This is a genomic window from uncultured Streptococcus sp., assembly GCF_905372115.1.
In the GTDB taxonomy this organism is placed as follows: Bacteria; Bacillota; Bacilli; order Lactobacillales; family Streptococcaceae; genus Streptococcus.
Window position 1 is genome coordinate 134,112 of sequence record NZ_CAJPNR010000001.1, and the last position, 14,894, is coordinate 149,005.

14 protein-coding genes are annotated in these 14,894 nt (G+C 45.3%); 13 read left to right on the forward strand and 1 reads right to left on the reverse strand.

Translation table 11 applies throughout. The features are described 5' to 3' along the window. Positions 1 to 13 precede the first annotated feature (13 nt). The 13 genes from pduA to recG all read left to right on the forward strand — a co-directional run bounded on the left by pduA (position 14) and on the right by recG (position 13,128). Positions 14 to 289: a propanediol utilization microcompartment protein PduA gene (pduA, locus tag QZ169_RS00640; protein ID WP_002896373.1), complete on the forward strand. Its 276-nt coding sequence runs from the start codon at positions 14 to 16 to the stop codon at positions 287 to 289. Between the two features lie 197 nt (positions 290 to 486). Beyond that, positions 487 to 1,128: a hypothetical protein gene (locus tag QZ169_RS00645; protein WP_295504138.1), complete on the forward strand. Its 642-nt coding sequence runs from the start codon at positions 487 to 489 to the stop codon at positions 1,126 to 1,128. Between the two features lie 23 nt (positions 1,129 to 1,151). Continuing rightward, positions 1,152 to 1,778 (forward strand): ethanolamine utilization phosphate acetyltransferase EutD, encoded by a 627-nt coding sequence (gene eutD, locus QZ169_RS00650; protein ID WP_002896361.1) that lies wholly within the window; start codon positions 1,152 to 1,154, stop codon positions 1,776 to 1,778. Positions 1,779 to 1,809: 31 nt separating this feature from the next. Continuing rightward, positions 1,810 to 2,457 (forward strand): hypothetical protein, encoded by a 648-nt coding sequence (locus QZ169_RS00655; RefSeq protein WP_002915823.1) that lies wholly within the window; start codon positions 1,810 to 1,812, stop codon positions 2,455 to 2,457. A gap of 14 nt (positions 2,458 to 2,471) precedes the next feature. Further along, positions 2,472 to 2,753: a EutN/CcmL family microcompartment protein gene (locus QZ169_RS00660; protein WP_002896356.1), complete on the forward strand. Its 282-nt coding sequence runs from the start codon at positions 2,472 to 2,474 to the stop codon at positions 2,751 to 2,753. Positions 2,754 to 2,769: 16 nt separating this feature from the next. Further along, a complete protein-coding gene (locus QZ169_RS00665) occupies positions 2,770 to 3,864 on the forward strand; it encodes an ethanolamine utilization protein EutH (RefSeq protein WP_002910474.1) in 1,095 nt (364 codons plus the stop codon). A 17-nt stretch (positions 3,865 to 3,881) separates the two neighbouring features. Beyond that, positions 3,882 to 4,331, forward strand: a complete 450-nt coding sequence (locus QZ169_RS00670) for a cupin domain-containing protein (RefSeq protein ID WP_002898196.1) — start codon at positions 3,882 to 3,884, stop codon at positions 4,329 to 4,331. Positions 4,332 to 4,836: 505 nt separating this feature from the next. Beyond that, entirely contained in the window at positions 4,837 to 7,356 is a 2,520-nt protein-coding gene (gene secA, locus QZ169_RS00675; protein ID WP_295504141.1) for a preprotein translocase subunit SecA, read from the forward strand. Between the two features lie 20 nt (positions 7,357 to 7,376). Then, positions 7,377 to 8,408: a 3-deoxy-7-phosphoheptulonate synthase gene (locus QZ169_RS00680; protein ID WP_002919532.1), complete on the forward strand. Its 1,032-nt coding sequence runs from the start codon at positions 7,377 to 7,379 to the stop codon at positions 8,406 to 8,408. 1 nt (position 8,409) lies between these two features. After that, on the forward strand, positions 8,410 to 9,441 hold the full coding sequence (locus QZ169_RS00685) for a 3-deoxy-7-phosphoheptulonate synthase (protein ID WP_295504143.1): 1,032 nt from the start codon (positions 8,410 to 8,412) through the stop codon (positions 9,439 to 9,441). A 107-nt stretch (positions 9,442 to 9,548) separates the two neighbouring features. Continuing rightward, the gene (acpS, locus tag QZ169_RS00690; protein WP_295504145.1) at positions 9,549 to 9,911 is read left to right on the forward strand and encodes a holo-ACP synthase; all 363 of its coding nucleotides are present in this window, start codon (positions 9,549 to 9,551) and stop codon (positions 9,909 to 9,911) included. Beyond that, positions 9,901 to 11,007: an alanine racemase gene (gene alr / locus QZ169_RS00695; RefSeq protein ID WP_295504223.1), complete on the forward strand. Its 1,107-nt coding sequence runs from the start codon at positions 9,901 to 9,903 to the stop codon at positions 11,005 to 11,007. Before acpS ends, alr begins: the two co-directional genes overlap by 11 nt. Positions 11,008 to 11,112: 105 nt before the next feature. Then, positions 11,113 to 13,128, forward strand: a complete 2,016-nt coding sequence (gene recG, locus QZ169_RS00700) for an ATP-dependent DNA helicase RecG (protein WP_295504147.1) — start codon at positions 11,113 to 11,115, stop codon at positions 13,126 to 13,128. A gap of 711 nt (positions 13,129 to 13,839) precedes the next feature. Here the strand turns inward: recG and QZ169_RS00705 are convergent. Beyond that, positions 13,840 to 14,802 carry an asparaginase gene (locus QZ169_RS00705; protein WP_295504149.1) on the reverse strand — a complete coding sequence of 321 codons (963 nt, stop codon included), beginning with the start codon at positions 14,800 to 14,802 and terminating at the stop codon, positions 13,840 to 13,842. Between the last annotated feature and the right edge of the window lie 92 nt (positions 14,803 to 14,894).

Consider the following 14,894-nt stretch of genomic DNA (forward strand, 5'->3'; position numbering starts at 1 on the left):
GGAGGATACAATCATGGCAAACGCAAATGCATTAGGAATGGTAGAAACAAAAGGACTCGTCGGCGCAATCGAAGCAGCTGATGCAATGGTTAAAGCCGCTAACGTAACTTTGATTGGTAAAGAACAAGTCGGTGCTGGATTGGTAACTGTAATGGTTCGTGGTGATGTCGGCGCAGTCAAAGCAGCGACAGATGCTGGAGCAGCTGCAGCTGAAAACGTTGGTGAATTGATTTCAGTTCACGTAATTCCACGTCCACATGCTGAAGTGGAAGTTATTCTGCCCAAATAATCTGGGACAGATAAATATTTGCTGAAGGGGTCTGTATTATAGCGTTTAGGCCTGATACAGGCCCCTGAGGCAAATAGAATACTCAGTGAAAATGAAGCTTATGGGCGGTAGCTCTATACTTAAAAGGAAATGTTGATTTTCGGAGAGTATCAGATTGATTTTCACAGAGTATCAACGGAGTAGAAGGATGTGAATACATGTCAGTTTTTACAGAAGCTAAGATCAGAAAGCTTTATAGAGAATCCGTTCTCGCTGATAACGGTGTCTTTGAATTAAACAAAGATGAAAAACTGACGCCAGCAGCCAGAGGTTTTCTCAATGATCACCATATTCGAATTATCTGTTCAGGTCAGGCCAAAGGGAAAACAGCCTCAGCTGTTGATGCTATCAGGGTACCGATTACAAACCTTGAGGACTCTGCTGTGTATCCACGACTATTTAGACTGACTAAACTTTATACTTGCTTTTTGAAGAACCAGAGAGATTTGCATCAGGCTTTTCAGGATGAAAAGTGTGAGCAAGTTGGCCAACTATTGAACATAGTAGAACAAATCGTTGGTCAGCATATTCTGGATGATATTTCTGATTACCAGACAGACCTGCCTAGCAATGCAGAATTGCAGGCCGTTCGGGTCAGTCGACAGCTCGATCAAGAGACGGTTATGATGAGTTATCAGGAGCCGACTTGGCAGCTGAATTGCTATGAAACATATATCGAAACGACCCTCCTGCGCAAAGAATTGGAGCAGGCTGCTGATGGTGACAGAGATCAATTTGCTTGTAAGGTTTCTCAATTATTAAAATCAATTGAAGTCTTGCTCTGGTTGATAGCAAGCTAATAACAAGAGAAAGAAGAACAGCAATGACTTTAGAAAATTTGGTAAATAAAGTAATTGATAAAGTTCAGGAAGAATTGCAGGGGTCATTTGAGGTAGAAGCGAGCGGACGTCATGTCCATTTGAGTCAGGAAGATTTGGAAGCCTTGTTTGGTCCCAACTATCAATTAACAAAAGCAAAAGACCTATCACAGCCAGGCCAGTTCGCTAGTCAAGAAAGGCTGACGGTTGTCGGTCCAAAAGGCGCTTTTCACAATGTGGTTATTCTGGGACCTGTTCGCAAACATTCTCAGGTAGAAGTTTCCCTGACAGACTGTTTGCAGCTGGGTACCAAGGCACCCATTCGCGAAAGTGGCGATATTGAAGGAACACCGGGTGTTATCTTGGCTCATGGAGACAAGGCAGTTTGTCTGGATAAGGGTCTGATCGTAGCTAAGCGTCATGTTCATATGACACCGGAAGATGCCGAACGTCTGAATGTAAAAAATCACGAGATTGTACAAGTCAGAGTAGAAGGTGCTCGTCCGCTGATATTTGATGATGTGGTCATCCGTGTTAGTCCTAAATTTGCAACCTATATGCATATCGACTACGATGAAGCCAATGCTTGTGGTTTCAAAAAAGGAACACGCGGACGGATTATTAAAAAATAAGTCCTATGAGCAAATAAAAGGTAGGTAAAGAATGGAAAATCTAGATCATTTGGTAGATTTGATTACAGACCGCCTGATGGAAAAGTTGAAGAAAAAGCCTCAGAAACCCTCGGTATACGTCATTGGAGGCGATAAGATTCCTGACTTATTAGAAGGGGAAGGCTTTCAAGTCGTAAAAGATTCTTGCACAGCAGAGATTGTTGTTGTTGAGTCGCTTGGTTTTGATGCTTTTCTAAGACTCTCATCCCTTTGCCCTTTAGCGGTGGAGGAAGCAGTCATTTTAAAGAGTCTTTTGAAAGGCAAAAAAGTCCTCGTATCAGACAGCGCCTTTGCTATTCAGCAGTACAAGCAATCTTCTAAAGTGTACTTGTATCAGGAACTGCAGGGACAGCGAGAAAAGCTGATTCGCTACGGTCTGCAATTTTATAAAGAAGGCCAACTCTTAGCACTCCTAGAAAGCGATCAGGCTGAAGAGCCTCGCCCGGAAGTGAAACGGGCGGTGGCAGAAGAAGTCAGCCAGAAGACTAAGGCTCCGAGCAAGCCGGTTTTGCTTACAGAGAAGAGGCTGAGAGAAATGGGCTTACCTGAAAATGGAAACTTTAAAATAGAAAAAGGAATGATTGTGACAGCCTTGGCGAGAGATTATCTAAAACGTCAAAAAATAGAAATCATAGAATAAAGGAGTGGGTAGAGATGTTTGTTGGTAAAGTAAAAGGAAGCCTTTGGGCGACTAGAAAAGACGAAAATTTAAATGGTTTGAAATTTTTAGTGGTCGAACGGCAGCTAAATGAACATCAAAGTGACCCAGCTCTGCTTATTGTGGCCGACTGCATCGGTGCAGGCGAAGGAGACCAAGTAATGGTAACCACTGGCAGTTCTGCCCGGATGAGCCTAAATAAGACGAATATCCCTGTGGATATGGTCGTTGTGGCTATCATTGACAAGGTTGACTATCACAGTGATGAAGAATATTAGAAACTAAGGTAATGTTATGAGTATCAATGAAATTATCATTTATATCATGGTTCTATTCATGCTGATCGGTGCAGTGGATAAATGTATCGGTGGCAAACTAGGACTAAGTGAAAAATTTGAAGAAGGTATCATGGCTATGGGAGCTTTGGCTCTGTCTATGGCTGGGATTATGGTAATCGCTCCCCTCTTGGCGGATGTCTTGAAACCGATTGTCGTGCCTTTGTATGGCTTGGTAGGCGCTGACCCGTCTATCTTTGCGACAACCTTCATTGCCAATGATATGGGAGGAGCTCCTCTGGCTCTCAGTCTGGCTCAGGATCCGGCGGTAGGAAATTTTGCTGCCTTTGTACTGGGCTCTATGATGGGGCCAACCATCGTCTTTACGATTCCAGTTGCCTTGGGTATTATCGAAAAAGATGACCGTCCGCTTTTGGCTCGCGGAATCCTATACGGTTTGGTAACTGTTCCGATTGGCTGCCTCCTCGGAGGAATTTTCGTGCCAGGTCTGCCTTTTGGAACCTTGGTTGTCAATCTTATCCCGATTATCATTGTATCTGCTCTGATTTTCATAGGATTGCTTTTGGCACCTAATGCCATGATTAAAGGTTTTGAAGTGTTTGGTCAGATTATTGTTATCTTGGCAACGCTTGGTTTGGCTTTTGGTGCAGCGCAGCTTCTGACTGGAAATGAATGGCTCATCAGCATCTATCCAAAAGGTGCTGAGACACTGAAAGAAGCCTTTGAAGTTGTCGGAACGATTGCCGTAACCTTGGCTGGAGCCTTTGGTCTGGTAGCTGTCTTTACCAAGGTAGCCAACAAACCGCTTTCTGCTATCGGAAAATCCCTAGGAATGAACGAAGTTGGTGCAGCTGGTTTGGTAGCTTCTCTAGCTAATAACATTGCCATGTTCCAGATGATGAAGGATATGGACAAACGCGGTAAGATTATTAACGTAGCCTTTGCCGTATCTGCTTCCTTTGTTATCGGAGATCACCTAGGCTTCACAGCTGGTCAAAAACCGGAAATGATTGTGCCGATGATGATTGGTAAATTTGTCGGCGGTATCACAGCGGTATTACTGGCTTTCTTCTTAACGAAGAAGGAAGCTTAGACTTGGAGGTATGAAGTATGGCAGATATTAATCGTTCTGACCTAGAAACATTGGTTCGTAAGATTCTATTGGAAGAATTAGCCACTAAAGATGGTGGGAAAAAAGTCAGCAAGGCAGGCGTAGCTTCTATCGCTCTGCCTGGTCTTGATGTTCGTCCAGAAGATCGCTTGGATACAGGTGATTCAAGCCATCAAGTTTATACACGAGACTTGCTGACCTTAGACGAAAGCCCAAGATTGGGCTTGGGTCTGATGACTATGGAAAAGACAACTTTCCCTTGGCATCTGGACTATGATGAAGTGGACTATGTTATTGAAGGGCGTCTTGATATTATCGTTGGTGACGAAGTCATGACAGCTGGCCCTGGTGAAGTACTCTTCATCCCTAAAGGCAGTGACATTCAGTTCTCTGTCAGAGATAAGGCCCGCTTTATCTATGTGACCTATCCAGCTGACTGGCAAGGCTAGTTTGTCGGGGGGGCTTGAAGTATTAGGACCAATATTATAATTCCCCGCTAAGGGAAAGTGAAATACGGATGGTATCCCCATATAAAAAACCAGTGCCTTTGTGCTACGCTACAAAAGTTAGACATAAAAATCTAACTTTTTAGAGTCAGTACACTTTAGGTGCTGGTTTTCGTTTATATAACTGTCAGCCCGTCTAGTTCCGTAAGGTGCTAGCCAATAAATCATGCTATGCAGGTGCAAATTGAAGATTCCTCTAAAAAATCCAAATGCGATACAATTAAGATGTAAAAGCATACTCTAAACTGAGAGGAGAAAAATATAGATTAAAAAGCACGTAGTTAATCATGTATAAATCATCCTCGAATATCCTGACCTCTCCCAGTTCTGTAAGCACAGTCTAATGGAGCTTTTTTGCTTTTTTCATTCTTGAAAGATATAGGAAAACATGCTATAATGAAAAGAACATTCTAAAAATCAGAAAGATTATTATATAGTAAGGAAAAAAATGGCGAATATTTTAAAGACTATCATTGAAAATGATAAAGGTGAATTAAGAAAATTAGAAAAAATGGCTGACAAGGTCTTGGCTTATGAAGACGACATGGCAGCTTTGTCTGATGAAGAACTTCAGGCAAAAACAGAAGAATTCAAGAAGCGCTATGCTGATGGCGAAACTTTAGATCAGCTCTTATTTGAAGCTTTTGCGGTTGTCCGTGAAGGAGCTAAGCGAGTGTTGGGCCTTTTCCCTTATAAGGTTCAGGTTATGGGAGGAATCGTTCTCCATCATGGTGACGTTCCAGAGATGCGTACCGGTGAAGGAAAAACCTTGACTGCGACGATGCCAGTTTACTTAAATGCCCTTGCAGGCAAAGGAGTACACGTTGTCACAGTCAACGAATACCTGACTGAGCGTGACGCGACCGAAATGGGAGAACTCTACTCTTGGCTGGGCCTTTCTGTCGGTATCAATCTGGCTGCTAAGTCTCCATCTGAAAAGAAAGAAGCATATGCTTGCGACATTACCTATTCAACCAATGCTGAGATCGGCTTTGACTACCTGCGTGATAACATGGTAGTCCGCGCTGAAAACATGGTACAGCGCCCACTCAACTATGCCTTGGTCGATGAGGTGGACTCAATCCTGATTGACGAAGCTCGGACACCATTGATTGTATCCGGACCGGTTTCTTCAGATACCAACCAGCTTTATCATATGGCTGACCACTATGTCAAATCTCTGGATAAGGACGACTACATCATCGATGTTCAGTCTAAGACGATTGGTCTGTCTGACTCAGGGATTGATAAGGCAGAAAGCTACTTCAAGCTGGACAATCTCTACGATATTGAAAATGTTGCCCTGACTCATTTTATCGACAATGCTCTGCGAGCTAACTACATCATGCTCCTTGACATTGACTATGTGGTCAGTGAAGATCAGGAAATTCTGATTGTCGATCAGTTTACTGGTCGGACAATGGAAGGACGTCGTTACTCTGACGGTCTCCACCAAGCGATTGAAGCCAAAGAAGGTGTGCCGATTCAGGAAGAAACAAAGACTTCTGCTTCTATTACTTATCAGAACCTCTTCCGTATGTATAAGAAGCTGTCCGGCATGACAGGTACAGCTAAGACGGAGGAAGAAGAGTTCCGCGAAACATACAACATTCGTGTTATTCCGATTCCAACTAACCGTCCGGTAGCACGTATTGACCATTCTGACCTGCTCTACCCAAGTATTGATTCTAAGTTTAAGGCAGTTGTTCAGGATGTTAAAGAGCGTCATGAAAAAGGCCAGCCAGTTCTGGTCGGTACCGTTGCGGTTGAAACCAGTGATTATATTTCTAAGAAATTGGTGGAAGCTGGGGTTCCTCATGAAGTTCTTAATGCGAAAAACCACTATAAAGAAGCACAAATTATCATGAACGCCGGCCAACGTGGTGCGGTTACTATTGCGACCAATATGGCCGGACGGGGAACCGACATCAAGTTGGGTGAAGGTGTTCGCGAACTGGGCGGTCTCTGTGTTATTGGTACAGAGCGCCATGAAAGCCGCCGGATTGATAATCAGCTGCGCGGACGTTCAGGTCGTCAGGGTGACCCAGGTGAGTCACAGTTCTACCTGTCACTGGAAGATGAGCTTATGCGCCGCTTTGGATCAGAGCGCATTAAAGCCCTCTTGGATCGAATGAACCTTAGTGACGAAGATTCTGTTATCAAGTCTGGCATGCTGACCCGTCAGGTAGAGGCAGCTCAGAAGCGTGTCGAAGGAAATAACTACGATACGCGGAAACAAGTCTTGCAGTATGACGATGTGATGCGTGAGCAACGGGAAATTATCTATGCCGAGCGCCACGATGTCATTACTGCTGACCGTGACCTCAGTCCTGAAATCCAGGCTATGATTAAGCGGACTATCAACCGTATCGTTGATGGCAGCAGCCACTCTGATCAGGATGAAAAGATTGAAGCGATTTTAAATTTTGCTAAGTATAACTTGGTTTCAGAAGATTCTATTTCAGATAGCGATTTGGAAGGCAAATCTGACCAAGAAATCAAAGATTATCTGTTTGAACGTGCACTGGAAGTCTATGACAGTCAGATTGCTAAGCTGCGAGACGAAGAAGCAGTGCGTGAATTCCAGAAGGTCTTGATCCTGCGCGTAGTGGACAGCAAGTGGACTGACCATATCGACGCCCTTGACCAGCTGCGCAATGCTGTTGGACTGCGTGGTTATGCACAAAATAACCCAGTTGTCGAATACCAAGCAGAGAGTTTCCGTATGTTCAACGACATGATTGGCTCCATTGAATTTGATGTGACTCGTCTGATGATGAAAGCGCAGATTCATGAGCAAGAGCGTCCGCGGACAGAGCGTGCTATCAGTACGACTGCTACCCGCAATATCTCTGCTAAGGCGGCAAATATACCTGATAATATAGACCTGTCTAACGTAAAGAGAAACGACCCTTGTCCATGTGGCTCTGGCAAGAAGTTCAAGAACTGTCACGGCCGTAAAAAGTAAGCGTAAAAGAAGGAGAATAGATGACCTTTAAAGCAACCAGTCAACCCATTGATGTGGCAGAAGTTCGCCAACTTGCTAAGTTAGAAGGCGACATGCTCGCTCGCAAGGAAAAGCGTGACCGAGAGTTAGAAGCAATTCTGCGTGGTCAGGATGACCGCATTCTCTTGGTCATTGGTCCCTGCTCTTCAGATAATGAAGAAGCGGTGCTGGAGTATGCCAAGCGTCTATCTGCTCTCCAAGAAGAAGTAAAAGACCGTATTTTCATGGTCATGCGTGTTTATACTGCCAAGCCTCGGACGAATGGAGATGGCTACAAAGGGCTTATTCATCAGCCTAATGCGACGGCCGCTCCAAGTCTGATTAACGGCATCAAGGCAGTCCGCAATCTGCACTATCGGGTTATTTCTGAGACAGGTATGACCACGGCTGATGAGATGCTCTATCCAGAAAATCTGCCTCTGGTAGATGATTTGATTTCTTACATGGCTGTAGGAGCTCGCTCGGTCGAAGACCAGCAGCACCGCTTTGTAGCTAGTGGAGCGGATTTGCCGACTGGCTTGAAAAATCCGACGTCTGGCAATCTCAATGTCATGTTTAACGGCATCTATGCAGCTCAGAACAAGCAGAGTTTCCTCTTTTCAGGTAAGGAAGTCGAAACATCTGGAAATCCTTTGGCGCATGCTATCTTGCGTGGTGCCCTTAATGAATACGGCAAGAATATTCCTAACTATTATTATGATAATTTGCTGGATACCATTGCCCAGTATGAAAAAATGGGCTTAGAAAATCCCTTTATCATCATTGACACCAATCATGATAACTCTGGTAAGCAGTATCTGGAGCAGGTTCGTATCGTTCGCCAGACTCTGATTAACCGGGACTGGAATGAAAAGATTAAGGCTACAGTACGTGGCTTTATGATTGAGTCTTATCTGGAAGACGGTCGTCAGGACGAACCAGAAGTCTTTGGCAAGTCCATTACTGATCCTTGTCTGGGCTGGGCCAATACAGAACAGCTGGTTCGTGAAATTTATGATACATTAGGAAAATAGTATGGCATTTATAGAAAAAGGTCAGAAGATTGACATTGAGCAGATTAAGTCCAGAACCAGACTGACTGGTCAGGCCTTGGCTCATAAAAATAAGCGAGACCAAGAATTGGCTGAGATTCTCAGTGGTGAAGACGAGCGTATTCTCTTGGTGATTGGCCCTTGTTCATCGGACAATGAAGAGGCTGTGCTGGAGTATGCCCGCCGTTTGTCAGAGCTGCAGAAGAAGGTCGCGGATAAGATTTTTATCGTAATGCGCGTCTATACTGCTAAGCCGCGGACCAATGGGGATGGCTATAAGGGCTTAGTTCACCAGCCGGATACTTCTAAAGCACCTAGCCTTATCAATGGTTTGCAGGCAGTTCGTCAGCTGCACTACCGCGTCATTACAGAGACTGGTCTGACGACGGCTGATGAGATGCTCTATCCGTCCAATCTTGTGCTGGTAGATGACTTGGTTAGCTATCATGCTGTGGGTGCCCGCTCAGTTGAAGACCAGGAGCATCGTTTTGTGGCGTCAGGTATTGATGCTCCGGTCGGCATGAAAAATCCGACTTCTGGCAATCTGGGTGTTATGTTTAACGCTGTCTATGCGGCACAAAATAAGCAGACTTTCCTTTTTCATGGTCAGGAAGTAGAAACCTCTGGGAATCCTTTGGCTCACGTTATTCTGCGTGGGGCTACCAATGAATTTGGTAAGAACATTCCAAATTTCTACTATGAAAATATGCTGGATGCCATTTCCTACTATGAAAAGATGGGCTTGGAGAATCCTTTCATCGTCATTGATACCAATCACGATAACTCTGGCAAGCAATATCTGGAACAGATTAGGATTGTGCGTCAGACCTTACTTAATCGGGATTGGAACGAAAAGATTAAGAGAGCGGTTCGTGGTTTTATGATTGAGTCTTATCTGGAAGATGGCCGGCAAAATGAGCCGGAAGTCTTTGGTAAATCCATCACCGATCCTTGCCTGGGCTGGGACAATACTGTTCAGCTCATTGAAGAAATTTACAACACTTTAGATAAATAAGGAAAATTGAAAGGGACAGTCTTGACCTGTAAAGAGGACTAACTGTCGGGTGAAGACGAACTCAGCTGGCGGCCCAGCTGAGTTTTGTCGCCTTTCCAGAGAATGATATGATAAAAGGACACGGAATTGATATAGAAGAGTTGGCTGCCATTGAGCGAGCCTATCTGAAAAATGCCCGCTTTGCAAGGAAGGTGCTGACCGAGGCGGAGCTTTCTCGTTTTGAGGAGTTATCTGCCAAGCGGAAAATCGAATTTCTGGCTGGCCGGTGGGCTGCCAAGGAGGCTTTTTCTAAAGCTTGGGGAACCGGTATCGGTAAGCTTAGGTTTCAGGACTTGGAGATTTTAAATGACCGTCAGGGAGCGCCTTATTTCAGCCGGTCACCTTTTACTGGCAAGGTTTGGATCTCGCTCAGCCACGCTGCTGGCCTAGTTACAGCCAGCGTAATTTTGGAGGAAAATGATGAAAGCTAGTCTGCATAGACCCAGCAAGGCAGTGATTGATTTAGCTGCCATTGCTTTTAATATTAGACAACTGAGTGCCCATCTGCCTCAGACGACAGAAAAGTGGGCTGTCGTTAAAGCCAATGCTTATGGCCACGGAGCTATTGAGGTTTCTAAGCACATTGAGCCCCTCGTAGATGGATTTTGTGTGTCTAATATTGATGAAGCCTTGGAGCTGCGCTCAGCTGGCATTGGAAAAAAAATTCTGGTGCTAGGAGTGTCAGATTTGGCTGCGCTTCCGCTGGCTAGAAAGGGAAAGGTGTCTCTGACCGTAGCCAGTCTGGAGTGGTTGGATTTAGCTTTAGCTGCGGAAAAAGACTTAACAGGATTGAATTTTCATATCAAGATTGACTCTGGTATGGGGCGGATTGGTTTTCGTGATAGTCAGGAAGCTCAGGAGGCAATCCATCGCTTGCGGACTGCTGGGGCTGTCGCAGAGGGAATTTTTACCCACTTTGCAACGGCAGATGAAGCGGACCACCATAAGTTTGAAGCCCAGCTGGCTCGTTTTCATCAGATCTTATCTGAGCTAGACAGTGTGCCTCCTCTCGTTCACGCTAGTAATTCCGCCACCTCTCTCTGGCACAGCGAGACCGTTCTAAATGCAGTTCGGCTGGGGGATATCATCTATGGTCTCAACCCTAGCGGAAGAGTCTTGGAACTTCCTTATGAATTCAAGCCTGCCTTGACTCTGGTCTCAGAATTGGTGCATGTCAAGGAGGTTGAGGCTGGAGCAGATGTTGGCTATGGAGCCACCTACACCAGCAAGTCTCAAGAGTGGATTGGTACCATTCCTTTGGGTTATGCAGATGGCTGGACACGCGATATGCAAGGATTTGATATCTTGATTGATGGTCATCGCTGCCCTATTGTCGGCCGCGTTTCCATGGACCAGATTACAGTGCGCCTGCCTCAGGCTTATCCCCTTGGCACTCCGGTTGTGTTGATTGGAAATAGCGGAGCAGAGACCATTACAGCGACAGATGTGGCAGAAAAGCGTGGCACCATTAACTATGAGGTGGTTTGTTTGATTAGCGACCGTGTACCGAGGGTCTATAAAAACTAAGAGGATTAATGCAGGGAACAGCTTGGAGTATCTGATAATGTTCTAGCTTAGCCCCCCTGTCTGCGATATTAGCACCGCAGCAGTATCAGAACTGAAAGAGGAATTATGAATTTACACCAACCTTTGACGGTTCTGCCTGGTGTGGGACCGAAATCAGCAGAAAAATTTACCAAGCTGGGTCTAGAGACCTTGCAGGATTTGCTGCTTTATTTTCCTTTTCGTTATGAGGATTTTAAGAGTAAGAATGTCCTAGACTTGGAGGATGGAGAAAAGGCGGTTGTTTCTGGTCAGGTCGTGACTCCAGCTAATGTCCAGTATTATGGCTACAAACGCAACCGCCTGCGCTTTACCATCAAGCAGGGAGAAGTCGCTCTGGCAGTTAATTTCTTTAACCAGCCTTATCTGGCGGACAAGATTGAAGTGGGAGCTAATGTAGCCGTCTTTGGCAAGTGGGACAAAGCTAAGGCTAGTCTGACTGGCATGAAACTGCTGGCCCAGGTAGAGGACGACTTGCAGCCTGTCTATCGACTGGCTCAGGGAATTAGTCAGGTCAGTCTGGTCAAGCTGATTAAGACTGCCTTTGACCAGGGATTGGACTTGCTCTTAGAGGAAAATCTGCCCCAGTCCCTGCTGGAACGCTACCAGCTGGTGAGTAGAGTGGAGGCTGTACGGGCCATGCATTTTCCAAAGGACTTGACGGACTACAAGCAGGCTCTTCGGCGGGTTAAATTTGAAGAACTCTTTTATTTCCAGATGCAGCTGCAGGTCTTAAAGAGAGAAACCAAGGCTGTCAGCAATGGATTGAAGATTGATTGGCAGTCGGATGCTGTGGCCGAGAAAAAGCAGAGCTTGCCTTTTGAGCTGACTTCGGCTCAGGAGCGCAGTCTGACAGAGATTTTGCAGGATTTGCGGTCGCCTGGACACATGAATCGCCTGCTGCAGGGGGATGTGGGAAGTGGAAAGACTGTAGTCGCTGGTCTGGCTATGTATGCTGTTTACACAGCTGGCTTTCAGTCTGCTCTGATGGTTCCAACAGAAATTTTGGCTGAGCAGCATTTTGACAGCCTAGCTCAGCTATTTCCAGAATTGAAGCTTGCCCTGCTAACTGGAGGAATGAAAGCAGCTGAACGTCGGGAAACTTTGGCAGCGATTGAAAAGGGTCAGGTGGACATGATTGTCGGAACCCATGCCCTGATTCAGGAAGGAGTCCGTTACCATGCATTGGGCTTGGTCATTATTGACGAGCAGCATCGCTTTGGTGTGGAACAACGCCGGATTTTACGGGAAAAGGGAGACAATCCTGATGTCCTCATGATGACGGCGACACCTATTCCCAGAACCCTTGCTATTACAGCATTTGGTGATATGGATGTCTCTATCATTGACCAGATGCCGGCAGGACGCAAGCCTATCATCACCCGCTGGGTCAAGCATGAGCAGCTGGAAGTCGTCCTCGACTGGCTTAAAAAAGAGCTTCATAAGGGCGCTCAGGTCTACTTTATTTCTCCTTTGATTGAGGAGTCAGAAGCTTTGGATCTTAAGAATGCCATTGCCCTAGAAGAAGAATTGACAGCCTATTTTGGTCAGCAGGTACAAGTGGCCCTGCTTCATGGCAAGATGAAGAGCGAGGAAAAAGAGGCGATTATGCAGGACTTCAAGGAAGGACGGACTGATATTCTGGTCTCTACCACGGTCATTGAGGTCGGAGTCAACGTCCCCAATGCTACGGTGATGGTCATCATGGATGCGGACCGCTTTGGACTCAGCCAGCTTCATCAGCTAAGAGGCCGTGTCGGCCGAGGGAGCAAGCAGTCTTATGCCGTCCTTGTTGCCAATCCCAAGACGGAGTCGGGCAAGCGCCGCATGAAAATCATGACTGAGACGACCGATGGTTTCCTGCTGGCTGAAGAGGATCTGAAAATGCGAGGCTCTGGAGAAATCTTTGGTACTCGGCAGTCTGGTATACCAGAGTTTCAAGTGGCTGACATCGTGGAAGATTATCCGATTTTAGAAGAAGCCAGAAAGGTTGCCAGCCAGATTACAGCTGATCCGAACTGGCGGACAGATCCTAATTGGCACTTGATTGCTCTTCATTTGGACAAGCGAGATTACCTAGATTAAGAGTTCTTTGGATTAAGTTTCCTGCAAGTTATTTATAAGTAGGCTTTAAGTTTGAGGGATTATACTATTGTCAAATCAAAGAAAGAGGTAGGACCAATGACAATCTAAGCATCCCTTAAAATCCTGTAACCAAAGCTTGAAGACTAGAAGACTTGCGAGTTATGAGTTACTCAAAGAAATAGAATAATTTAGAATTTTTTCATCATCAATCTCCTAATAAATCACAAGCTTCACCCGATCGGTGAAGTTTTTTTGTATTTGATTGAAAAGACTTGTTCGTTTCAAATGGTAGATAAGGATTGCTGCTGGACTTCTTTGATTATAAGCTTTCCCTAAGAAATCTATAAGAGATTCTTAAGTTTAGGGCTGTATTCTTATATCCAAGTAAGAACAAAAAGATTAGGGACCAAACTTGAAGTCAAACGCTCCAAGAGTTTCGTTTTTGCTCTTAAAGGATTCATGATAAGCGAGGTAAAAGCTATGAAACTTACAATCAAAGTCCACTATCCGAAGACATTTAAGCAAGCTCAGAAAATGGAGGTGACCTATGGTAAGTGATTATATTTTTGAAATTCTAGAGTCTCTGTTTGAGGTTATCTTCTAAGCACAGCGATTCAATGAAGTTTTCCCAGTGTTAGAATATGAATGAGTCAAAAAAGTGCTAAGGTTACTTAGCACTTTTTGATTTAAAGAAAATAAATAGGGATTTTTTCAGCCTTTCATATAATCTCGGAGTTCTTGACCTTTGAGTCCAGCATTCAGGGCGATGAGCAGTTTGATTCTGGCTTTTTGGGCATTGAGCTCTTTGACGAAGAAGATACCAGCCTGGTGCAGCTGAACGCCGCCACCTTCATAAGCATAGACTGGCTCAGCAATTCCGTTAAAACAGCGAGAGACCAGAGCAACTGGCAGGCCGTCAGCTATCATATCAGCCAGTTTGTCAGCTACTTCCTTGGGGAGGTTGCCAGCACCGAATGCTTCTATGATGAGGCCGTCTATCTTGTCTAAATCCAGCATATCCAGCAACTCTGTCTTCATACCCGCATAAGCTGGAATGATGGGCACCAGGCCAGAGATGCTGTTCAAGTCAAAGCGGACTCGAGGCTCCGCTGCCTTAAAATAGAGAATCTCCTGCTTCATAATCAAGCCAAGCGGTCCGTGAGTCGGCGTTTGGAAGGTGCTGACATTGGTCGTATGGGTCTTAGTTACATACTTGGCAGCATGTGCCTCGTCATTCATAACGACAAGCACGCCTTTATCACTGGCTTTTTCATCACTAGCCACCCGCAGGGCTGTCAGGTAGTTATAGACTCCGTCGCTCCCCAGCTCATTGGAACTGCGCATAGCCCCGGTCAGAACGACCGGAATCTTCGGCAGCTGCATAGTATCCAGAAAGTAAGCCGTCTCTTCTAAAGTGTCCGTCCCATGAGTAATGACTACTCCGTCAAATTGGTCAGCACTGGCTTTGATTTTCTGGTAAAGTTTGAGCATGTGTTGGGGCGTGATATGAGGACTGGGAATATTAAAAAAGTCAATGACTTCCGTCTCAATCCCCTTTAGCGGGACTGTCACATGGTTCATAGGGTTATCAGCATTGGTGACGACAGCCCCAGAGCCGTTAGCCTGCATGGAAATGGTTCCTCCTGTGTGCAGGACCAAGATTTTCTTTGTCATAAATCCTTTTTCTCCTTATAGTTATGATGCAGACTCGAAAACTTACATTCTGTTTTCATGGAGTTTTCAATTCCGTTGCATAGATATTACTC

Coding starts and splice junctions, on each gene's coding strand:
- QZ169_RS00705 (WP_295504149.1), bottom strand. CDS start 14,802: ATGACAAAGAAAATCTTGGTCCTGCACACAGGAGGAACCATTTCCATG.
- QZ169_RS00665 (WP_002910474.1), top strand. CDS start 2,770: ATGAGTATCAATGAAATTATCATTTATATCATGGTTCTATTCATGCTG.
- QZ169_RS00660 (WP_002896356.1), top strand. CDS start 2,472: ATGTTTGTTGGTAAAGTAAAAGGAAGCCTTTGGGCGACTAGAAAAGAC.
- alr (WP_295504223.1), top strand. CDS start 9,901: ATGAAAGCTAGTCTGCATAGACCCAGCAAGGCAGTGATTGATTTAGCT.
- QZ169_RS00680 (WP_002919532.1), top strand. CDS start 7,377: ATGACCTTTAAAGCAACCAGTCAACCCATTGATGTGGCAGAAGTTCGC.
- QZ169_RS00685 (WP_295504143.1), top strand. CDS start 8,410: ATGGCATTTATAGAAAAAGGTCAGAAGATTGACATTGAGCAGATTAAG.
- QZ169_RS00655 (WP_002915823.1), top strand. CDS start 1,810: ATGGAAAATCTAGATCATTTGGTAGATTTGATTACAGACCGCCTGATG.
- acpS (WP_295504145.1), top strand. CDS start 9,549: ATGATAAAAGGACACGGAATTGATATAGAAGAGTTGGCTGCCATTGAG.
- secA (WP_295504141.1), top strand. CDS start 4,837: ATGGCGAATATTTTAAAGACTATCATTGAAAATGATAAAGGTGAATTA.
- QZ169_RS00670 (WP_002898196.1), top strand. CDS start 3,882: ATGGCAGATATTAATCGTTCTGACCTAGAAACATTGGTTCGTAAGATT.
- eutD (WP_002896361.1), top strand. CDS start 1,152: ATGACTTTAGAAAATTTGGTAAATAAAGTAATTGATAAAGTTCAGGAA.
- recG (WP_295504147.1), top strand. CDS start 11,113: ATGAATTTACACCAACCTTTGACGGTTCTGCCTGGTGTGGGACCGAAA.
- pduA (WP_002896373.1), top strand. CDS start 14: ATGGCAAACGCAAATGCATTAGGAATGGTAGAAACAAAAGGACTCGTC.
- QZ169_RS00645 (WP_295504138.1), top strand. CDS start 487: ATGTCAGTTTTTACAGAAGCTAAGATCAGAAAGCTTTATAGAGAATCC.